Raw genomic sequence first — 20,576 nt, 5'->3', positions numbered from 1 at the left:
ATAATTATGACAAATGCGTCTTAGCATTTTTCGTAAGCCAGCTAACTTATGTCTTCCCTATTTCATTGCCTTGTTTCCTGGAGTTTTCATGAACACCGCCGCATTGCGCGAGCAGATCCAAATAGCCCGACAACACGAAACGAAACCGGACGGCTGACTCGTCAGCTGGAAGAACAACTGCCACACCTGCACCCGTCGATCCAATTGCCTGAGACAGGCGCCAAGGCTGTACTGACGCGTTTTGTCGAAACCTACATCGACGAAGTACCTGACATGCTGGAAGCAGCCAATGCAGTCGCCAAGGAAGCGGGAATCGAGTCACAGATCAAACCGGTGCTGAAAATCGCCGAACAGTACTTTCTCCAGCCGCCGGTCGGTCTGGATCGACTGCTGGACGAAGCCTACCTGGCGCACCGTTTTGTCGAAGAGGTCAACGATCTGTACATCAAGCATTTCGGCCAGCCACTGATCCCTTTGGACATGACGGTCGCCAACCTGATTGCTCACCAGTTGCTCGGTGAGAAATTTGCCAATGAACTGGATGAAGTCGTGCATCACGCGGTGGACAGCATGCTCAACGACGAGAGCTTTTCGCAGGAGTCGGTGGAAGCCTACCGCGAAAAACTCAGCAGCCCGGATACCGGCGCTGCGTGGAAGCGCTGGCCGTGCATGAGCCGCCGTTTGGGCGTGGGCCTGGAACTCGACCAGCCTGCTGCGTAATCCGGAACCACCTCAACACCTGTGGGAGCTGGCTTGCCAGCGATAGCGTCGGATCAGTCGACATCTTTGGTGACTGACACTCCGCCATCGCTGGCAAGCCAGCTCCCACAGGGTTTTTTGCCATTTTTGCCACACTGGTTTTTCAAGCGGCCGAACCGATCCCGGTAGTGGTGCGAATCCGCCCCTCAAGCCGGCGCTTCAACCCGCGCGACTCGATCATCAGTTTTGAACCCTTGGCCGCATTCGCCCGGCCCCACTCTTCGAGCAACTCCAGACACGAATGGTCGATGTAGCTCAAATTGTTGAGCGGCACATGCACTGTCGTGCCCGCTGGAATGGTGCTCAGTACTTGAGTCAGCGCCGGCACCTTCAGGAATGTCCCCGCGCCGATCAGACGCAGCTCCATTTCGCCGTCCTGCGGCAGATCGATCAGGCTGATTTTCAGGCGTGAAGCCTTGAATGCCAGCTTCACCAGCGTCAGGCCAAAACCGATCAACACACCCGTCAGCAGGTCAGTGAAGATGATCGCCAGCGCCGTCGCGGCATAGGTGAACATCGGCATCCGCCCATATCGGCCCAGACCGCGGAAGGCTTTGAGGTCGACCAGTTTGAATCCGGTGTAGACCAGCACACCGGCCAGACTCGCCACCGGAATGCTTTGCAGCACGCTCGACAGCAGCAAGACGAAACCGAGCAGCCACAGACCGTGGAAAATCGTCGAGTAACGCGTGGTCGCGCCAGCTTGAACGTTGGCCGAACTGCGCACGATCACCCCGGTCATCGGCAGCGCGCCGACCAGGCCGCAGAGCATGTTGCCGACACCTTGCGCCGACAGTTCACGGTCGAAGTCCGAACGTACGCCGTTGTGCATGCGATCCACCGCAGCGGCGGACAGCAGGGTTTCGGCGCTGGCGATGAACGCCACGGCGAACGCGGCGATCAGCAGCGTTGGGTCGGCGAGACTGAGCAAGTCAGCCGGTTTCAGCCAGTCGATGGCTTCGGCCAGATTCTCCGGTACCTCAACGCGTTTGACCTGCAACGCCAGCAGCAAACTCGCGCCGGTCGCCAGACCCACGCCAAGCAACGCACCCGGAATGAAGCGTAGCGAGTGCGGACGGAATTTCTCCCACAGCCACATCACCGCAATCGTCGAAAGGCCAAGCAAACCAGCCTGCCAGCCCAGTGACGGCAACGCCTGCGCCACCGCAGCGGGGAACGCCGTGAGGTTATCCAGCCCGGAAGGCTTGGGCGAAGCATCGAGCATCACATGCACCTGTGACAGCACGATGAGCACGCCAATCCCCGCCAACATCCCATAGACCACCGCTGGCGCCGTGACCCGGAACCAGCAACCGAGCTTCAGCCGCCCGGCCACCAGTTGCAGAAAACCGGCGAGCAGCAGAATCGGCCCGAGCATCTCGATGCCGTGCTGGCGCACCAGTTCGAACACCAGCACCGCCAGCCCGGCCGCCGGCCCGCTGACTTGCAACGGTGAACCCGCCAGCCAACCGACCACCAGACCACCGATGATCCCGGTGATCAGACCTTTGGCCGGCGGCAGCCCGGAAGCAATGGCGATGCCCATGCACAACGGCAGGGCCACCAGGAACACAACCACCGAGGCCAGCAGCTCCCGTGGCAGTACAGCTTTCAATTGAGCAGCACGCATGGTGATTCTCCCGAAGCTTTCTTCAGGCATGGCGAGGCCGGGCCGCTGAAACAGCGGCCGGCGTCAAACCACACAGATTTTTAGGAGGACTTAGAAGCGCGCTTTGGGCGTCGCCACCGGGATCGGATGGCTGCCATCGAGCGGCAGGAAACAACCCTGATCCGCGTCGTAAGCTTTGATTTGGCTGGTTTCGATGTTGTAGACCCAGCCATGGATGAACAGTTGACCGTTCGCCATGCGTGAGGCTACCGAAGGATGGGTACGCAAGTGCTGCAATTGGGCGATGACGTTTTCCTCGGTGAGGATCGGCATGCTTTCTTTTTCGTCGGCGCAGTTACAGTTTTCCTGGACCATGGTTTTCGCCACTTCGGCGTGGCGCAACCAGGCTTTGACCGTCGGCATCTTTTCCAGGCTGTCCGGGTTGAGCACCGCACGCATGGCGCCGCAATCGGAGTGGCCGCAGATGATGATGTGATGCACGCCGAGTGCCAGTACCGCGTATTCGATCGCGGTGGAAACGCCGCCGTTCATCTGACCGTAGGGCGGAACAACGTTGCCGACGTTACGCGTCACGAACAGATCGCCGGGGGAGCTTTGGGTGATCAGCTCGGGGACGATGCGCGAGTCAGCGCAGGTGATGAACATCGCGCGCGGCTGTTGCGCCGTGGCGAGTTTTTTGAAGAGTTCTTCCTGCTGTGGAAAGACCTCATGATGAAAATGCAAAAAGCCGTCGACGATATTCTTCAATGCTGCATCAGCGGTTTCCGCCACAGGGAGCGATTGCGCCGACGCAGCCAACGGCTGTTTATCCTTGTCACTCATGATTCATCCTCTTTGGCGGATTCGGGGATTCTTCCCCTGTAGTCCGATATGAAGCCAGTGGCTGTTTTCAACATCCGGGTCATCCCGACCCGTCAGTCACTCGATGAACAAGGTAACCGCCGAAACTTAACTCAAACTGAATCAAGCGCTCTAGAACCTGTGTTCCAGGTCACAAAAAACGTGACCGGCGTTAACCGGGCAAGTACATCCCTCCACTCAACCATAGGCCAATTGTCTCTAAATCAGCGCCATCTGGCGACCCGGCGGACAGAAGGCAGTGCAATCGAGATTGAAGCCTTCGCGTCGATCCAGACCCAGTCGTTTCAGCGCCTTGGCGAAGCGCTGGGCCAGCAGATCGGCAAACGGCCCTTCACCACGCATGCGAGTGCCAAAACGACTGTCATATAGCTCGCCGCCACGGCTCTGGCGGATCAGGCTCAACACATGGGCGGCGCGTTGCGGATAGTGCGCCTGCAGCCATTCTTCGAACAGCGGCGCCACCTCCAGGGGCAGGCGCAGCATCATATAGGCCGCACTTTGCGCACCAGCCGCGTGCGCCTCGGCGAGCAGGCTTTCGATTTCGCTGTCGTTGATCATCGGAATCATCGGCGAACACAAAACGCCCACCGGAATACCGGCTTCACGCATGACCCGAATCGCGCGCAACTTGGCCTTGGGCGCAGCAGCGCGCGGTTCAAGGATGCGTTTGAGTTCGTCATCGAGCGTGGTCAGGCTGATCATCACCGCCACCAGCCGCTGTTGCGCCAGTTCGGTGAGCAGGTCGAGGTCGCGCAGGATCAGCGAGCCTTTGGTGATGATGGTCACCGGATGCCGGTAGCGCAGCAGCACTTCGAGGGTCTGGCGGGTGATTTTGTGTTCGCGTTCGATTGGCTGATAGGGGTCGGTGTTGGACCCCAGATTGATTGGCGCACATTGATAGCCTTTCTTGCCCAACTGCTCTTCCAGTACTTGGGCGGCGTTGGTCTTGGCGATCAGCTTGGTCTCGAAATCCAGCCCCGGCGACATGTCCCAATAGGCGTGGCTCGGCCGCGCGTAGCAATAGATGCAGCCGTGCTCGCAGCCGCGATAGGGATTGATCGAACGATCAAAGGGCAGGTCCGGCGAAGTGTTGCGGGTGATGATGGTTTTCGCGGTTTCGATGCGCACCTCGGTGCCCTGGGTTTGCGGCACTTCCTGATACCAGCCATCGTCCTCGGCCACCGAACGGTTCGGCGCGAAGCGATTGTGCGGGTTGGTAGCGGTGCCACGACCGCGCGGGGGCAAAAGACTGGACATCAGGGGATCCTTTGGTCTGTACATCCATACAGTATCCGCAAAGCCCCGAGTGATCCACTACCGTTCGGCCATTGGTCAAAAATACCAAGTTAGTTAAATGAATTATTTAAATAGAAAGTTTGAAAGCGGCGTAAATTAAAGAAACATAAGTTGGCTGGTCGTATGTCTATCAAGTTCGTAGTATCCACCTCGCTTCACAACAATTAATTAGATTAAAGACAAAAGGATTTGATGATGTCGTTTTTTAATTCGCGCGGTATTTTTCTGCAACTTATGCAGCCTGGTCCATCGGAGCCCAATACTCTGGTGTCCATGCAACTTGCTCGCAAAGAACTGGGTTGGGATGCCGAGGCCGGCGTGCAGACTGAAATGCTGGTCGACCCGATTTTCGTCACCGCGACCTCCAAAGACGCTGGGCACACCTTCAGCATCGGTCGTCTTGAGCACGATGTGGATCGAGACGGCGAAGTGGGCGAGCAAGATCGAGCCAAATTGGCTGCACTGGCAAAGGCTTACGCCAGCATTATCAATCCTTGATTAAGCCTGTTCGATAAAAACCATAACCCCTGCATGTTTTTCCATGCAGGGGTTATTGTGCTTAGTTGTGATCAGTCACTTGTCCAAGGTCATCGGATGATGTTGTGGTCATATCGTCGCTGCGCAACCTGGAAACTTCCTTTGCGGTTACAGCTGAAGAATTGTTACCCCAACTGCCACGAATAAAACTCACCACATCCGCCACTTCCTGATCCGACAAACGCCAGGCAAAACCGGGCATGGTGAAGGTCGATGGCGCGGTGTGAGTCGCCGGCAGGGTGCCGCCCTTGAGTACGATGTGAATCAGCGAGGTCGGATCTTCCGATTGCAGCACCGGATTACCCGCCAGCGCCGGGAATACCCGCGTGTAGCCATGGCCATCGGTGCGGTGACAGGCCGCGCAGTTATCGATATACACCGATGCGCCACGTTGGCTGTCGTCGCCGTTCCACAATGCTTTGGCGACTTTCTCATCGTATTGATGCGGCTGGTCGGCCGGGTCGTTGGCTGGCAGCGATTTCAGGTAGCGGGCAATCGCCGTCAGGTCGGCGTCGGTCATGTACTGCATGCTGTGGGTGACCACATCGCTCATGCCGCCGAATACCGCGCTGCGGTCACTGCGGCCGGTCTTGAGGAATTGCACCAGTTGCTCTTCGGTCCAGCTGCCGAGTCCATCCTTGTGGTCGCCGCGCAGACTTTTGGCGATCCAGCCTTCCAGTGGCGCACTGCCTGACAGAAAACTGCTGCCATCGGCTGCGCTAAGGGATTTTTCCTGCATGGTCAGGGCACGCGGTGTATGGCAGGCGCCGCAATGTCCGAGGCCTTCCACCAGATACGCCCCACGGCTGATCACGGCATCGTCCGACACGGCTTTGTAATCCTCGACCTTCGGCGCAAACATCCAGCGCCAGCCCATCAGCGGCCAGCGCATGCTCAATGGCCACGGGATGTCGCTGGCCTTGTTGTCCTGCGCCACCGGTTGTACGCCGTGCATGAAGTAGGCGTACAGCGCCTGCATGTCGGTTTCGCTGACGCGCGCGTAGGACGGATACGGCATCGCCGGGTACAAAGTACTACCGTTTTTCGCGACGCCATGGCGCACGGCCTGGTCGAAGTCTTCAAAGCTGTAATCGCCGACCCCGGTTTTATCCGGGGTGATGTTGGTCGAGTAAATCGTACCAATCGGGGTTTCCATCGGCAGGCCACCGGCGAACGGTTTGCCATTCTTCGCGGTGTGGCAGGCTACGCAGTCGCCAGCACGGGCTAGGTATTCGCCTTGTTTGATCAACGCTTGATCAACTTCGGCAGCGTGAATCGAAGCGCTGCCGAGCAAGGCCAAAGTTGCGATAACGAAATTTTTCATGGTCATCGCTCCTTAAGCCTGAACCAGCGGGCCGGGGTTTTTCAGGTATTGCTCGCGGATCGCTTTCGCCGACCAGTAAGTCAGTGCGGCGACCAGCCCTGTAGGGTTGTAGCCCAGGCCTTGTGGGAAAGCCGACGCGCCCGGCACGAAGACGTTGTGCACGTCCCAGCTCTGCAAGTAGCGGTTCAGGGCGCTGGTCTTCGGATCGGTGCCCATGATCGCGCCACCGTTGAGGTGGGTGGTCTGGTAGGACGCGGTGTTGAAATGGTCACCGACTTTCTTGCCGATCACGGCGATGGCTTTCGGGCCCATGGCCTCGGCGACCTTGCCCATTTTTTCGACCATGAAGCGGTTCATCTTGATGTCGTTTTCCTGCCAGTCGAATGTCATCCGCAGCAACGGCAAGCCGTAGGCATCGCGGTACACCGGGTCGAGATCGAGGTAGTTGCCCCGGTAGGACTGATGCGCACCGTGGGCGTCCATCGACACCTGGTGGGTGTAGTAATCGGCGGTCGCGCGTTTCCAGGCGCTGCCCCAAGCCGGAGTCCCCGGTGGATTGGAGGTGCCGGCAATCGGCCGGCTGCCAGCCTGGTTGACCCACATCGGCGAACCACCGACGAAGCCGTGCGGCCCGTGGTCGAAGTTGTCGGCGTTGAAGTCATCCAGCGCCACGCCGTTGCCGCCGGCACCGATGAAGTTGTTGGTGTGGGTGTCCTTGTCGAAGAACGCCTTGATCGTCGCCATGTTCTGGTAGGCGAAATTACGCCCGACCACACCTTCGCCGCTGACCGGGTCGTAGGGCTTACCGATGCCCGAGAGCAACATCAGTCGCACGTTGTGCAACTGGAAGGCGCCGAGGATCACCAGATCCGCCGGTTGCTCGATCTCGCGACCCTGAGCGTCGATGTAAGTAACGCCGGTAGCTTTGCTCTTGCTGCTGTCGAGGTTGATCCGCAGCACGTGGGCGTTGGCGCGCAGCTCGAAATTCGGCAGCGGCTTGAGCGCCGGCAGAATGTTCACGTTCGGCGAAGCCTTGGAGTACATGTAGCAAACATAGCCGCTGCAAAAACCGCAGAAGTTGCACGGACCCATCTGTGCACCGTAGGGATTGGTGTACGGCCCCGAGGTATTCGCCGAAGGCAGGTTGTAGGGTTTGTAACCGACTTCGGTAGCCGCTTTGCCGAACAGCTGTGCGGAAACGGTGTTTTTCTGCGCTTCGAGCGGGAACGGGTTGGAGCGATCCGCCGCGTAAGGGTTGCCGCCCTTGCCCTGACCGACCAGTTGGCCTTTGACCGTCCACGCCTGGCCCGAGGTGCCGAAGACTTTTTCGGCGAAATCGAAGAACGGCTCCAGCTCTTCATAGCTGACGCCGAAGTCCTGGATGGTCATGTCCTTGGGGATGAAGCTTTTGCCGTAGCGTTCTTCGTAGTGACTGCGCATACGCAGTTCGATCGGATCGACCCGAAAATGCACGCCCGACCAGTGCAGCCCGGCGCCGCCGACGCCGTTGCCCGGCAGGAACGCGCCCAACTGGCGGTTCGGCAGGGCGATGTCGTTGACGCTGTGGCGGATGGTGACGGTCTCTTTGGAAATGTCCTGGAAGAGTTTTTTCCGCACGCTGTAGGTGAGTTCGTCGATCACCTGCGGATAGTTGCCGTCGGGGTAGGTGTCCTGCATCGGCCCGCGCTCCAGCGCCAACACATTCAGGCCGGCCTCGGTCAGCTCTTTGGCCATGATCGCGCCAGTCCAGCCGAAACCGACGATCACTGCGTCGACCTTCTTCATTACGGTTGCCATGCTCAAGCCCTCTCGCCGCGAATTGAAACTGCCGGGAAGGGGTACTGCTCGTTGCGTTCTACCCAGTCCATGAAATCGGCGCGGGCGCCGGGGAAGCCGATCATGGTCCAGCCGACCATGCCTTTATTGCCGCCATGGATCGGATCGCAGAAAAACCCTTCCTTGGTGTTTTGCAGCAGCAGATTGAAGAAAATCTTCGCTGGAACGCTGTCGAACTGCGGTTTTCCGGCTTCGAGTTGCTTGAGCAGATCGTCTCGGGTAGCGCTGTCTTGCTCGGCAAATGTTTTACCGTTGAGCGCTTTGGTCCACTGATCCGTGGCGGCGATGCCGAGGCGATAGATGTCTTTGGGCACCAGTTTGCTCTGCCAGCCCATTTCCGGCGCGGCGTCGGCATTGAACGGGCCTTGCATGTACCACAGAGCACCGGCGGCGTACGGCGTGTTCATCTGACGGTCGATGTATTCCGGCACGCCAGCCTCAAGGGCACCTGGGCCTTGCGCATCGCTGGGGATCAACTGCGCCACGGCGGCGTTGATGAAGGCCCACTCTTCGGCTGTGAAGTAGTTCGGCTCGTACTTGCCGCTGCTGGCTTTGGCTGGTGCCGGGTGTGGCGCAGGTGCGGCTTCAGGCGCCGCTTGCAACATGCTGCTGCCCAGTCCGGTGCCCGCAAGGGTGACTACCGGAATCAGGGTCAGGGATTTGCGCAAAAACTCACGCCGCGGGTTGTCTCGATCTGCATCAGACATGGGGTGCACCTCATCAGGCATTGGTGTTTGTCAGCCGTTTCTGCGAACAGCTTCAGAATTTTTGGTTGCGACGTGGCCGTAATGTCCGGGGAACAAGTCAGGCTTCTGCAACATCGTGTGACAAATGGTAGCAGGCTAAGCTTCTCGATGAACCGATTCAGCGGAAAAAAGCCGGTATTTGCGATGAAAGTCGAACCGGACGGCGGTGATTCACGATTCTTTGACGAGTGCCTCACGGAGATTTGACCGGCGCAGGCCCAAGCTTCAGGCCTCCATTGATCAATCCCTATACGGTCCACCGAGCATGCGTCCTGTCTTCGCTGTGTGTTTTTCGCTGTTTGCAGTTTTGCATCTCGTTCCAGTTCAGGCCGATGAGGCTGCGCCCGTGCGGCCGACTGAATGGGCGCAACCGGTCGAGGTGCAATACAACCTGTTTCAGATGTCACCGACTCTTTACCGCAGTGCACTCCCCGACAGCGGAGCGGTGCCGTTGCTGAAAAATCTCAAGGTTGCGACGGTCATCAACTTTCTGCCCGAATCCGATTCGAACTGGCTGCAGACGCCCGGTATCAACCAGGTGCAGTTGCCCTATCGCACCAATCACGTCGACGACAGCGACGTACTCAAGACCCTGCGCGCGATTCAGGCTGCCGAAGCCACCGGCCCGGTGTTGATGCACTGCAAGCACGGCTCCGACCGCACTGGCCTGATGGCGGCCATGTATCGCGTGGTGATTCAGGGCTGGAGCAAGGAAGACGCGCTGAGTGAAATGACCCAGGGCGGTTTCGGCGAGAGTGGCCATTTCCGGGATGATGTTCGCTACGTGATGCAGGCTGATGTCGACAAGCTGCGCACGGCGCTGGCCAATGGTGATTGCAGCACCAGCGCTTTCGCCACCTGTTCGCTGAAGAGTTGGTTTCAGACGGTCAATCTGAAGTAGCTGTTGGTTGCAGGCTGACTGGCCGGCCAAGGAACGCTGCGACGGCTTCCTGCAGTGGGCGCGCCGCGCCGGGAGAGAAGAACGTTTCGCGAAAATCCCGACCGGTTTGCGCATTGAACACCCAGTCCGCCGTGAAGCGCTGGAACGCCTCGCTGGCCAGCACCCCCGACCATGCGTAGGCGTAAACCCTGGCGTCGTAATTGGTCACCATGTAGTCGAAACTGTTGGCGAATCTGTTCGGTTCGGGCAGTTGCAGGTGTGGAAATGCGCGCTGCACATCGGCGCAGACCTGCTGGACGGTGCGTCCATCGCCATGGGATCGGTGCAGCTCGAAGTCGAGCATTGCACCCATCAGCAGCATTGAGCTGGGGCGGCTGGAATGAGCCTGAATGGCAGCCAGCGCTGCGTCGACGCGTGATTCGCTCAGCAGCTCACCAGTCTGAAAATGCGCGCCGAGCCACAGCAGAAACTCCCGCGACTGACACCATTGTTCGAACAACTGCCCGGAAAATTCCGCGGCGTCATGCCCCAGCTGCAGAATGCCCGACAGATTGTGATGCGGCGAACGTGTCAGCACCTGTTGCAGGCAATGGCCAAATTCATGCAACAGCACCCGCAGATCCAGATGCTCCAGCAAGCACGGATGAGCGTCGGTCGGTGCGGTGAAGTTGCTGTAGAGCAACGCAATCGGCAGCGCCGGTCGGCCTTCGGCGCTGATCCGACGATTGCGCAAGGTCGCGGTTCCGGCGTAATCCGCCGCGTTTTCCTGATGGTAGGGATCAAAGTAGATATAGCCGATGACCTGTTCGTGCTCGCTGATTTCCAGCAACCGCACACCGTCATGCCAACGCTCGAAGCCGGTCTGCTCAACGATGCGGATGCCGAACATGCGCTCGCAGAACAGGCAGAGCCGGCGCAGAGTGCCGTCCAGTGCAAAAAACTCACGCAGGTTTTCCAGCGCTCCGGGGAAGTGCTGTTGCCGCCATTGTTCGGCGAGGAAATCCTGATCCCATGCCTCGATCTGGCTGATCCCGCGTTCCAGCGCGAAGGTTTTCAGAGTCTGTGCATCGCGCTCAAGTGTCGGCGCCAGCAGCGCAACCTGCCGTTGCAGAAAACCACTGACGGTACCGGTGTCATCGGCCATTTCCGTGGCCAGGCGCATCTGCGCGAAGCTTTGATAGCCGAGCAATCGGGCTTTCTGCTGGCGCCGCGCGAGCAGTGATGACAGTACCGAACCATTATCGAACTGGCCGGCCAGCGGTCCTTGGTCGGAAGCCCGGGTCGAGTAGGCGATGAAGCACTCTTGGCGCAACGCGCGGTTCTCGGCGTATTTGAGAATGTGCTGGAAGGTATTCTGGTCGAGCTGAATCAGCCAGCCATCATGTCCGGCCTGGCCGGCCGCCAGCGCCAGACGCTCGCGCATCGCCGGCAATACGCCCGCGAGCAGAGTGACGTTGTCGATGCGCTTGCTCCACGTCTGCGTCCAGCCCTCGAGGTGGTGCAAAAACACCTGCTCCAATCCGCTGATCTCGCGATTCAGTCGTGCCAGCTCCTGCTGCTGTGCAGTGGGCAGTTGAATGCCCGACGCTTCAAACTTGCTCAGGATTCGCGCCAGCGCCGCTTTGCGCGGCCCATCGAAATTGGCCGCGATCGAGCTGTGCGCCAAGCGCTGAAAAATTCGGTACAACGAGCGATTGCTGGCTTTCTCGGTTCGGTACTGTGCGATGGCGAGCTGGCCTTTGGCGCTTTCTACCAACCATTGCGCATCGTCGGTTTTGACCATCGAGAAGGTTTCGAGGATCGAGTTCACCTCGCTCAGACGCGCATCGGTTTCGTTGACGGTCAGCACCAGATCATCCCAAGAGGGAAGGTCGGCCTGGCTGGCAATGACCTCGGCAATGATCCGTCGGTTATCGGCAATGATGCTGTTGATCGCGGGCAGCAGATGTTCGGCGCGGATCGCCGACCACGGCGGCAGCGTCCAATGTTGCAGGAGGGGATTTGGGTCAGGCATGGCAGCTTCCTTCGAGGCATGGCGAAACGGCCAGCCTACGAAGCAAGTGCAGGGTGAAGGTGTTACTCGGATACCACCCTGCACCGATGAACGGTGCAAGGCGGGTTTGCTGGATTGTTACGCGTCAGGCTTTTTCGCGAGCTTGGGGTTCGGGAAAAACTGCACCGCCTGCACCTTTTTGTCCGGCGCAGGCTTGATGGCGCTGACGTTGACCCGCGTGCCCAGTTCTTTGGGTACCGACAAGCCTTGTTCGTTGAGCGTGTCGGAATACCCGCAGGCCACGCACTCACGATGCGGAACCGTGTCTTCGTTCCACATCATCAGCTTGTCCGGCTCGCTGCACGCCGGGCAGACCGCCCCGGCGATAAAGCGCTTCTTGGTAATCACAGGTGCCTCACTCATGCTGCCGCGTCCTCACTCAGGCCGCTGTGACGCAAGAGTGCGTCAATCGAAGGCTCGCGGCCACGGAAGTCGACGAACAGCACCATCGGCGCCAGCGAGCCGCCACGCGCCAGAATCGCTTCGCGGAACGCGCGACCGGTTTCTGCGTTGAGCACGCCGTCTTCTTCGAACTTCGAGAAGGCATCGGCCGACAGCACTTCCGCCCACTTGTAGCTGTAGTAACCCGCCGCATAACCGCCAGCGAAGATGTGCGCGAAGCTGTTAGGGAAACGGTTGTAGGCCGGCGGACGCATCACCGAAACCTCGTCGCGCACGCCTTCAAGCACTTGTAGCGGGCTGCGGCCATCGCCGTGAGTCGCGTGCAATTCGAAGTCGAACAGCGAGAACTCCAGCTGACGCACCATCATCAGTCCGGACTGGAAGTTTTTCGCGGCGAGCATTTTCTCCAGCAGATCCTGCGGCAGTGGCTCGCCGGTCTCGTAGTGGCCGGAAATCAGCGCGAGGCCTTCCGGCTCCCAGCACCAGTTTTCCATGAACTGGCTCGGCAACTCGACCGCATCCCACGCCACGCCGTTGATCCCGGACACGCCGGCATGCTCGACGCGGGTCAGCAGATGATGCAGGCCGTGGCCGAATTCGTGGAACAGCGTGGTGACTTCATCGTGGGTCAGCAGCGCGGGCTTGCCGCTGTCGGCCGGGGTGAAGTTGCACACCAGATTGGCCACCGGGCTTTGCAGCACGCCATCGAGGGTACGGCGACGGTCGCGGGCGCCGTCCATCCACGCGCCGCCACGCTTGTTGGCTCGGGCGTACAGGTCGAAGAAGAAGCGGCCGACGTGCTGGCCGTTTTCCTTGATCTCGAACAGACGCACGTCCGGGTGCCAAGTGTCGAAGCCTTTCAGTTCGGCGATTTCGATGCCGTACAGACGCTGAACGATGGCGAACAGGCCGCCCAAGACTTTATCAATCGGGAAGTAGGCACGCAGGGCTTCCTGAGCGACGCTGTAGCGTTGTTCGCGGAGTTTTTCACCGTAGAAACCCACGTCCCAGCTTTGCAGATCGGCGCAACCTTGCTCGGCAGCATAGGCCTTGAGCTGTTGCAGATCCTGCGCGGCGAACGGCTTGCTGCGCTTGGCCAGATCGCGCAGAAAGCTCAGCACCTGATCGCTGGACTCGGCCATTTTGGTTGCCAGGCTCAGCTCCGAGAAACTGCTGAAACCGAGCAATTTCGCCAGTTCCTGCCGCAGGTCGAGAATCTCGCCCATCACCGGGCCGTTGTCGTTCTGCCCGGCATTCGGGCCTTGATCCGACGCACGGGTGCAGTAGGCGGCGTAGACTTCTTCGCGCAGTGCGCGGTCTTGCGCATAGGTCATCACCGCGTAGTAGCTCGGGAATTCCAGGGTGATCAGCCAGCCGTCGAGTTCTTTGGCCTGGGCGGCCGCAGCCATTTGCGCCTTGGCCGAGTCGGTCAGGCCGGCGAGGGTGGTTTCGTCGGTGATGTGTTTGGTCCAGGCTTGCGTGGCATCGAGCAGTTGATTGGAGAAGCGGCTGCCCAGCTCGGACAGTTTGCTTTGCACTTCGGCATAACGCTGCTGCTCGGCTGGCGGCAGGTCGATACCCGACAGACGGAAATCGCGCAGGGCGTGTTCCAGAATGGTTTTTTGCGCCACGTCGAACCCGGCGGCTTCCGGGCTGTTGGCCAAGGCTTCATAAGCCTGGAACAGCTCGCGGTTCTGGCCCATCTCGGTGGAGTAGGCGCTCAGGGCTGGCAGGCACGACTCGTAGGCTTCACGCAGTTCGGCGCTGTTGCACACGGCGTTGAGGTGGCTGACCGGGCTCCAGGCTGCGCCGAGGCGATCGTTGAGTTCGTCCATCGCCAGAATCAGCCCGGCCCAGGTCGGGTTCTGGCCTTGGGTTTTGAGGATTTCGGCGATCGCCGCGCGGTTGTCGGCGAGGATGGTTTCGATCGCTGGCAGCACGTGTTCGGCGCGGATCGTCGAGAACGGCGGCAGGTCGTAGGACTGCAAAAGAGGATTGTTCACGCTCACGGATGGCACCTTGGCTGGAAGAAACATGCGCCCATCTTAATTACAATCGACATCCACCGCAGCTATCGGCGACAGAGAGAGAACTAATCGTGTCCCTTCGCAAGTACCAGAATCACACCCCGCACTTGAGCAAAGGTGCATTTGTCGACGGCTCGGCGGTGGTGATCGGCGACGTCGAAATCGGTGAAGACAGCTCCGTCTGGCCACTGACCGTGATCCGCGGCGACATGCACCGCATCCGCATCGGCGCGCGCACCAGCGTGCAGGACGGCTGCGTGTTGCACATCACCCACGCCGGCCCGTTCAACCCGGATGGCTTCCCGCTGCTGATTGGCGACGACGTGACCATCGCGCACAAAGTCATGCTGCATGGCTGCACAGTTGGCAGTCGCGTGTTGATCGGCATGGGCAGCATCGTTATGGACGGCGCGGTGGTCGAGGACGATGTGATCATCGGCGCCGGCAGTCTGGTGCCGCCGGGCAAGCGCCTGCAGAGCGGTTTCCTCTACGTGGGCAGTCCGGTGAAACAGATTCGGCCGCTGTCCGACAAGGAAAACGCCTTTTTCACCTACAGCGCGGCGAACTACGTGAAGCTCAAGGATCTGCATCTGGCCGAAGGCTACGACCAGATCTGACCGTTCTCTCGATTACCCAGGAATTTTCATGCATTACCAGACCGTACTGTTCGACCTCGATGGCACCCTGACCGACCCGCGTGAGGGCATTACCCGCTCCATTCAGTTTGCGTTGGCCAAGCTCGGCATCGACGAACCAGACCTGACCAAGCTCGAACACTTCATCGGCCCGCCGCTGTTGCAGGCGTTCATGCAGTTCTATGACTTCGACGAAGCCAAGGCGTGGGAAGCGGTGAATTTCTATCGTGAGCGTTTCAAGGTCACCGGGCTGTACGAGAACCGCGTGTTCGATGGCGTCACGCCGTTATTGGAAACCTTGAGTAGCCAGGGACGGCAGCTGTATATCGCGACGTCCAAGCCTTGGGTATTTGCGCTCGAGATCGCTCGGCATTTCGATTTCGCCAGGCACTTCAAAGTGATTTACGGCAGTGAGCTGGATGGCACGCGCACCAACAAGGTCGAGTTGATTGCGCATCTGATTGCTGAAGAGGGGCTGGACCCGACGAACACGCTGATGATTGGTGATCGCAAGCATGACCTGATCGGGGCGCGCAGCAATGGGATGGATGCGGCGGCGGTGGGGTATGGGTTTGGCAGTCGTGAAGAGCTGAGTGCCGAGGCGCCGGCTTATCACTTTGAAACGCTCGCCGAGTTGCATCAGGCATTTTTGCAGCGCTGATCAGAATGTCATCGCTGGCAAGCCAGCTCCCACAGGATCGTTGGTGAACACAAACGTTGTGTACAACACAAAACCTGTGGGAGCTGGCTTGCCAGCGATGAGGCCAGTTCAGCCCATAAACAGCTATGAACCTGCCAAAGCCTTCAGCGCTGCCTTCCTCTGTTGAGCTGGCATATCACCGAGTTTCTCGACCTCTGCATAAAACCTCACCCAATCCCCCCCAACCTGCCTGAACAACGCCGCAAACGCCGGCACCCATTGGTCATACAGCCCAAACGGCAGCAGCCGCGCGTTGTTAAGCGGCGTGTTGACCCAAGCGTCGTAGCGCTTGTCCCCCGCCCACTGGCTATCACGCACCACCCGATAATCCCGACGAAATTGTTCAAACTCCGCTGCTTTGCGCTCGCGCATCTGCCCGGCGGGCAGTGGCTGGGCGTATAGCTTTTCCAGTCTTGCGCGGGTGTCGATAATCAGCTGGATGAACTGATCACGCTGCTTCAGCCGGGAATCGTTTTCCACCGGCAATCCGCGAAACGCCCGCCATTGCCGGGTGCCTTCCTGCTCGACAAACGTGGCAAAGGACTCGTTGAATTCAGTGTCGTCCGGCACATAGAAGCGTTGATGCGCCAGTTCATGAAAGATCAGCGTGGCCAGTCGTTCATCGCCCCAGCCCATCATCGAGTTGAGGATCGGATCGTTGAACCAGCCCAGCGTCGAGTAAGCCTCGACCCCGCCAATCGACACGTCCATGCCTTGCAACTGCTGCAGCGCCGCTTCACCGCGTGCGGCGCTCTGACTGTAGTAGCCGCGGTAGGCCACGCACCCGGCGATCGGGAAGCAATGATTCTGCGGACTCAGGGAAAACTCCGCTGTGGCGAACACATTCCACACCACAAACGGCCGGCCGATGTCGGCGTACAGGCGATAACTCTGGTTATCCGGCAGGTGCAGGTGCTCGCTGGCGAAGGTTCGGGCCTTCTGCGACTGGGCCAGATGGCTGCGCAGTTTCGCGTCGCGGGCCGGATCGGCAATCACCTTTTCCACCGGCTCGCGCGCCCGCAGCAGTTGCAGCTGACCGCTGGCCAACTGGCCGTAGTAGCTGACGCTGGCACAACCGTTGAGCAACAAAAACAACATAGCCGGAAACAAAATCGGCAAAACGCGATCAAGTAACCCATGGCTTGGAAGCGGCCTGCTCAAAATAAGAAATCCTTCGGAAAGTCTGCCCGCAAGACTATCCCGCCCATTGGAGCTTCGCTATGCGCATGTTGATACTCACAGGAGGCGTGCTGACGCTGGCCGGTTGTGCCGGGTTCGGCATGCCCGCCCCCGACCCCACTCAAGCCTGGATTGATCTGAATCCCCGGCAGCAGGACACCGCGCTGCAAGCGCTGGAAGTCGACAACCAGGCTAATCAAGACCAACGCTATTTCGAGGTGCAGCCCGGCAGCCATGAGCTGACGGTGCGATATCAATTCCCGGTGGCGGCAACCAACATCGGTCCCGATGCCGAGCCGCTGTGGCGCGATTGCCAGTTGAACGTGAAATTCAAGGATTTCAACGCAGGCCAGCGTTATCAGTTGCAGGCCGGCAGCATCGGTTTCCGCCCATGGGCCAGGCTCTACGATGAGCAGCGCAACGTGGTCGGCCAAGGCATACCCGCTGGCTGTCAGCGCACGTGATCGGCGTTATGCTGGATGCCCAGACTTACGGACATCCATCATGCGCAAGTTGATGCTGTTGTTGACCGCTGGCGTGATCGCCGGTTGCCAGACACCGTTGCCACCCGCCGACCCAGGCATGGCCTGGGTCGATTTCGCCATGCCCACGCCGGGCGGCAAGGTGCTGATGGCCGAGCGACTGGACAATCAGCGCCTGCGTGACGGGCGCTTTTTTCAATTCGCGCCCGGCAGTCATGAGCTGACGGTGCGTTTCGATTTCGAGATTTTCGGCGGTGGCCAAGGCATGGACACCGATCCGCAGGAACGTCTGTGCTACATGACGATTCCTTACGAGCATTTCCAAGCGGGCCAGCGTTACCGGCTCGAAGCACGATCGCTGGCGTTCACCCCCAGTGCCCGACTGATCAACCGTGAAGGCCGGATCGTTGCCGAAGAACGGCGAATCAACTGCGTGCCGTAGTGCGACTCAGCTGTCGTTTCTTTGGTAGATGATTTTCTTCCGTCCGTAATCGCAGGTTCCGACGACCATGGCGATATCGTGTTTTGCGGCCTCTTCTCTCGAGACTATTTCCAGAGTGTAGGAGGGCACGGCTCTGGCTTGAATCTTTACCTCGATCTCCTTCCGGAGTTCTTCGCAATCCTTGGGCGCAGCGAAGGCTGAGGTCGCCAGCACGCCACAGATAACCGCCAAAGCAAAACGTTTCATGGTTGAAGCTCCTTGGAACAGCGCGCGCGAAGTTGCGCGATAGCTGCTGTCGTCTATTCGACCACATTTTTGCCCGGCGGGTTCTGATCCGGCTCAAGCCATCAGCTGACCAAAGACGCGTCCAGGCTGATCTTGGCATTCAATACCTTGGAGACCGGGCAACCTTCTTTGGCCTTGTTGCTCAGCTCTTCGAACTGCGCCTGAGTGGCGCCCGGGATCTTCGCTTTGAGGATCAGCTTCACCGCAGAGATCGCGAAACCGCCCTCGACCTGATCCAGAGTGACTTCAGCCTGGGTGTCGATGCTGTCAGCCTTGAGGCCGGCATCGCCGAGGATCATCGAAAATGCCATGGAGAAACAGCCGGCGTGCGCCGCGCCGATCAATTCTTCCGGGTTGGTGCCTTTGCCGCCTTCGAAGCGCGCCTTGAAGCCGTACGGCGCTTCTCGCAGGACGCCGGTTTCAGTGGAGATCGAGCCGATGCCGGTTTTCAGGTCACCTTCCCAATGTGCGGATGCCTTCTTCACGATAGCCATGTTGCCTCCTCGAATAAGGCGCGAAATGCCGCGCCATTGCGGTTTTTGCTTGCAAGGGTTCTGAGGATAGACCCGGGGTCAAAGTTCAGCTCAGGTGAATCGTTGACTTTTTTAGTAGGAAATTTCCGGTCGGCTATTGAAACTCGGGTATATGCCCTCATTCCATAGAACACGCTTATGCATTCGGCAGGTTTTCGTTCGGCAAGAACAAACCTGCGTCCTCACTCGGAGAAGCAGGTTTATGAAGCAACTGTCCGACGTAAAATTTTCCACTCTTGATCTGGTGCCGGTGCGCGAGAACGGCAGCCCGGCGCAGGCGCTGCGCAATTCGCTGGATCTGGCGCAGCATGTCGAGAAATTCGGCTACACGCGGTTCTGGGTCGCCGAGCACCACAACATGGATGGCATCGCCAGTTCCGCCACCTCGGTGCTGCTCGGTTATCTGGCCGGCGGCACCTCGACCATCCGCGTCGGCTCCGGCGGGGTGATGTTGCCCAATCATGCGCCGCTGGTGATCGCCGAGCAGTTTGGCACCCTCGAAAGCCTGTATCCGGGGCGTATCGATCTCGGTCTGGGTCGCGCGCCCGGTTCCGATCAGATGACCGCCCGTGCCTTGCGCCGCGAGCGTTCCGGCAGCTCGGATGACTTTCCCGAAGACGTTGCCGAACTGGCACGCTTCCTCGGCCCGCGCACTCCGGATCAACGAGTCATCGCGATGCCGGGCACCGGCACCAACGTGCCGATCTGGCTGCTCGGCTCGAGTCTGTTCAGTGCGCAGCTGGCCGGTGAGCGCGGTTTGCCCTACGCCTTTGCCTCCCATTTCGCCCCGCGCTTCATGCACGAGGCGATTCGCGTGTACCGCAATCACTTCAAGCCGTCGGCGGTGCTGGATAAACCGTACGTGATGCTCGGTGTGCCACTGGTGGCTGCAGATACTGATGAGCAGGCTGACTATCTGGCGACCTCGGTGTACCAGCGGATTCTGGCGCTGATGCGTGGACAGAGTCTGGTTCAGCGTCCGCCAGTGAAAACGATGGATGGCTTGTGGTTGCCGCATGAACGCGAGGCGGTGGGGGATTTCCTTGGCTTGGCGATGGTCGGTGGCCCGCAAAAAATCCGCGCGAAGCTGGAGGTGCTGGTTGAGCAGACTCAGGCTGATGAGCTGATTTTTACCAGCGACCTGTATGAGCATGGGGATCGGCTGCGTTCTTATGAGCTGTTGGCGCAAGTCATGAAGGGCTGATGTTTGCGCGGCCTCTGAATGAATTGTGGCGAGGGAGCTTGCTCCCGCGGGGTTGCGCAGCGACCCCAAAACAGGGGCCTGCTTCGCAGTCCAGCGGGAGCAAGCTCCCTCGCCACAGAGGTGATCTGGACTTATCGTTTGTAAACGATTTCCTTGGCACCGGCCTCGCAGGTGCCGACGACTTTGCCGTCAGCCGCTGCGCCCTTGTCCACAACCTCCAGCGAATACCCGGAAACACCCTTGGCATCCAGCTTCGCCGCGATCTCGGCTTTCAGCTCTTCACAAGGCTTGCCGGCAGCAAACGCACCACCCGCAAGGCTCAACAAACCTACAGCCAACATAAACTTCTTCATCGGTCGCACCCCTGGTCGGATTAAAAGAGGCGGGCATCGGGTTGTTCACCCGACGCGGCCACCCTGTAGCGCTTTGCCATTCCTATGGCACTCCGCCAGCGCGCAAGTTCAGAAGACTGACCAAACTCAGCTGCTGGCGATCCGGAACCCGACTTTCAGGGTCACCTGAAAGTGCGCAGCCTTGCCATCCTTGATGTGGCCACGGGTCTCGGTCACTTCAAACCATTCCAGATGTTTGATGCTCTTGTTGGCTTCGGCCAACGCGTTGTTGATTGCCTCTTCGATGCTGTTCTCGGACGACCCGACCAGCTCGACTTTCTTGTACGTGTGATGGTCACTCATGGTGTTCTCCTTGAAGTGTGAATAAAGCCTAGCAGCGATTTGCCGTGTT

At 59.3% G+C, this 20,576-nt stretch carries 21 protein-coding genes and 1 pseudogene; 8 read left to right on the top strand and 14 right to left on the bottom strand.

What is annotated here, in order from left to right; genetic code table 11:
• The first annotated feature begins 88 nt into the window (after nt 1–88).
• Nucleotides 89–720, top strand: a pseudogene (locus ACP7EE_RS23480) (hypothetical protein).
• Between the two features lie 142 nt (nt 721–862).
• Here the strand turns inward: ACP7EE_RS23480 and ACP7EE_RS23475 are convergent.
• The 3 genes from ACP7EE_RS23475 to ACP7EE_RS23465 form a co-directional block, all read right to left on the bottom strand.
• Nucleotides 863–2,389, bottom strand: a complete 1,527-nt coding sequence (locus ACP7EE_RS23475; RefSeq protein ID WP_426203687.1) for a SulP family inorganic anion transporter — start codon at nt 2,387–2,389, stop codon at nt 863–865.
• 90 nt (nt 2,390–2,479) lie between these two features.
• The gene (locus tag ACP7EE_RS23470) at nt 2,480–3,211 is read right to left on the bottom strand and encodes a carbonic anhydrase (RefSeq protein WP_420649995.1); all 732 of its coding nucleotides are present in this window, start codon (nt 3,209–3,211) and stop codon (nt 2,480–2,482) included.
• A 237-nt stretch (nt 3,212–3,448) separates the two neighbouring features.
• Nucleotides 3,449–4,507 carry a PA0069 family radical SAM protein gene (locus ACP7EE_RS23465; protein WP_426237081.1) on the bottom strand — a complete coding sequence of 353 codons (1,059 nt, stop codon included), beginning with the start codon at nt 4,505–4,507 and terminating at the stop codon, nt 3,449–3,451.
• 234 nt (nt 4,508–4,741) lie between these two features.
• On the opposite strand from ACP7EE_RS23465, the gene ACP7EE_RS23460 reads away from it, so the two are divergent.
• Nucleotides 4,742–5,044: a hypothetical protein gene (locus ACP7EE_RS23460; protein WP_426237079.1), complete on the top strand. Its 303-nt coding sequence runs from the start codon at nt 4,742–4,744 to the stop codon at nt 5,042–5,044.
• A 61-nt stretch (nt 5,045–5,105) separates the two neighbouring features.
• On the opposite strand, the gene ACP7EE_RS23455 is transcribed toward ACP7EE_RS23460, so the two are convergent.
• Genes ACP7EE_RS23455 through ACP7EE_RS23445 form a run of 3 tightly spaced genes read right to left on the bottom strand, consistent with a single transcriptional unit; the run spans nt 5,106 to nt 8,950 of the window.
• Nucleotides 5,106–6,407: a c-type cytochrome gene (locus ACP7EE_RS23455; protein WP_426237077.1), complete on the bottom strand. Its 1,302-nt coding sequence runs from the start codon at nt 6,405–6,407 to the stop codon at nt 5,106–5,108.
• A gap of 12 nt (nt 6,408–6,419) precedes the next feature.
• Entirely contained in the window at nt 6,420–8,204 is a 1,785-nt protein-coding gene (locus ACP7EE_RS23450; RefSeq protein ID WP_426237074.1) for a GMC family oxidoreductase, read from the bottom strand.
• Between the two features lie 2 nt (nt 8,205–8,206).
• The gene (locus tag ACP7EE_RS23445) at nt 8,207–8,950 is read right to left on the bottom strand and encodes a gluconate 2-dehydrogenase subunit 3 family protein (RefSeq protein ID WP_426237072.1); all 744 of its coding nucleotides are present in this window, start codon (nt 8,948–8,950) and stop codon (nt 8,207–8,209) included.
• Between the two features lie 304 nt (nt 8,951–9,254).
• On the opposite strand from ACP7EE_RS23445, the gene ACP7EE_RS23440 reads away from it, so the two are divergent.
• A complete protein-coding gene (locus ACP7EE_RS23440) occupies nt 9,255–9,890 on the top strand; it encodes a dual specificity protein phosphatase family protein (protein WP_426203699.1) in 636 nt (211 codons plus the stop codon).
• Here ACP7EE_RS23440 and ACP7EE_RS23435 read toward each other — a convergent pair.
• From ACP7EE_RS23435 to prlC, 3 genes are all read right to left on the bottom strand, one after another.
• On the bottom strand, nt 9,877–11,904 hold the full coding sequence (locus ACP7EE_RS23435; protein WP_426237070.1) for a M3 family metallopeptidase: 2,028 nt from the start codon (nt 11,902–11,904) through the stop codon (nt 9,877–9,879). The two genes, ACP7EE_RS23440 and ACP7EE_RS23435, sit on opposite strands and share 14 nt — an antisense overlap.
• Nucleotides 11,905–12,021: 117 nt before the next feature.
• Entirely contained in the window at nt 12,022–12,306 is a 285-nt protein-coding gene (locus tag ACP7EE_RS23430) for a YheV family putative zinc ribbon protein (RefSeq protein ID WP_420649987.1), read from the bottom strand.
• On the bottom strand, nt 12,303–14,381 hold the full coding sequence (gene prlC, locus ACP7EE_RS23425) for an oligopeptidase A (protein ID WP_426237068.1): 2,079 nt from the start codon (nt 14,379–14,381) through the stop codon (nt 12,303–12,305). Before prlC ends, ACP7EE_RS23430 begins: the two co-directional genes overlap by 4 nt.
• 62 nt (nt 14,382–14,443) lie before the next feature.
• Here prlC and ACP7EE_RS23420 point away from each other — a divergent pair, with 62 nt between their 5' ends.
• Together ACP7EE_RS23420 and ACP7EE_RS23415 are read left to right on the top strand one after the other, a co-directional pair.
• Nucleotides 14,444–14,989 carry a gamma carbonic anhydrase family protein gene (locus ACP7EE_RS23420; protein WP_426237066.1) on the top strand — a complete coding sequence of 182 codons (546 nt, stop codon included), beginning with the start codon at nt 14,444–14,446 and terminating at the stop codon, nt 14,987–14,989.
• Between the two features lie 28 nt (nt 14,990–15,017).
• The gene (locus tag ACP7EE_RS23415; protein WP_426237064.1) at nt 15,018–15,668 is read left to right on the top strand and encodes an HAD family hydrolase; all 651 of its coding nucleotides are present in this window, start codon (nt 15,018–15,020) and stop codon (nt 15,666–15,668) included.
• A gap of 123 nt (nt 15,669–15,791) precedes the next feature.
• Here ACP7EE_RS23415 and ACP7EE_RS23410 read toward each other — a convergent pair whose 3' ends face one another.
• Nucleotides 15,792–16,868, bottom strand: coding sequence for an aminopeptidase (locus ACP7EE_RS23410; protein WP_426237062.1), 1,077 nt, complete (start codon nt 16,866–16,868; stop codon nt 15,792–15,794).
• Nucleotides 16,869–16,927: 59 nt separating this feature from the next.
• Here ACP7EE_RS23410 and ACP7EE_RS23405 point away from each other — a divergent pair, with 59 nt between their 5' ends.
• The gene (locus tag ACP7EE_RS23405; protein ID WP_426237060.1) at nt 16,928–17,350 is read left to right on the top strand and encodes a hypothetical protein; all 423 of its coding nucleotides are present in this window, start codon (nt 16,928–16,930) and stop codon (nt 17,348–17,350) included.
• Between the two features lie 40 nt (nt 17,351–17,390).
• Nucleotides 17,391–17,810, top strand: a complete 420-nt coding sequence (locus ACP7EE_RS23400; RefSeq protein ID WP_426237058.1) for a hypothetical protein — start codon at nt 17,391–17,393, stop codon at nt 17,808–17,810.
• A 6-nt stretch (nt 17,811–17,816) separates the two neighbouring features.
• Here the strand turns inward: ACP7EE_RS23400 and ACP7EE_RS23395 are convergent, their stop codons facing one another.
• Both ACP7EE_RS23395 and ACP7EE_RS23390 read right to left on the bottom strand, forming a co-directional pair.
• Complete coding sequence (locus ACP7EE_RS23395; RefSeq protein WP_426203722.1) at nt 17,817–18,056, bottom strand: DUF1161 domain-containing protein; 240 nt, start codon at nt 18,054–18,056, stop codon at nt 17,817–17,819.
• A 101-nt stretch (nt 18,057–18,157) separates the two neighbouring features.
• On the bottom strand, nt 18,158–18,589 hold the full coding sequence (locus ACP7EE_RS23390; protein WP_420649979.1) for an OsmC family protein: 432 nt from the start codon (nt 18,587–18,589) through the stop codon (nt 18,158–18,160).
• 241 nt (nt 18,590–18,830) lie between these two features.
• On the opposite strand from ACP7EE_RS23390, the gene ACP7EE_RS23385 reads away from it, so the two are divergent.
• Nucleotides 18,831–19,832: an LLM class flavin-dependent oxidoreductase gene (locus ACP7EE_RS23385; RefSeq protein ID WP_426203724.1), complete on the top strand. Its 1,002-nt coding sequence runs from the start codon at nt 18,831–18,833 to the stop codon at nt 19,830–19,832.
• Between the two features lie 131 nt (nt 19,833–19,963).
• On the opposite strand, the gene ACP7EE_RS23380 is transcribed toward ACP7EE_RS23385, so the two are convergent.
• Both ACP7EE_RS23380 and ACP7EE_RS23375 read right to left on the bottom strand, forming a co-directional pair.
• On the bottom strand, nt 19,964–20,185 hold the full coding sequence (locus ACP7EE_RS23380) for a DUF1161 domain-containing protein (RefSeq protein ID WP_426237056.1): 222 nt from the start codon (nt 20,183–20,185) through the stop codon (nt 19,964–19,966).
• A 126-nt stretch (nt 20,186–20,311) separates the two neighbouring features.
• Nucleotides 20,312–20,527 carry a dodecin gene (locus tag ACP7EE_RS23375; RefSeq protein WP_420649976.1) on the bottom strand — a complete coding sequence of 72 codons (216 nt, stop codon included), beginning with the start codon at nt 20,525–20,527 and terminating at the stop codon, nt 20,312–20,314.
• Nucleotides 20,528–20,576: the final 49 nt, after the last annotated feature.

It is taken from the genome of Pseudomonas sp. TWP3-2 (assembly GCF_049897765.1).
GTDB lineage: Bacteria > Pseudomonadota > Gammaproteobacteria > Pseudomonadales > Pseudomonadaceae > Aquipseudomonas.
Note: the sequence above shows the minus strand (reverse complement) of the source record. Positions and strands in the feature narration are given on the sequence as shown.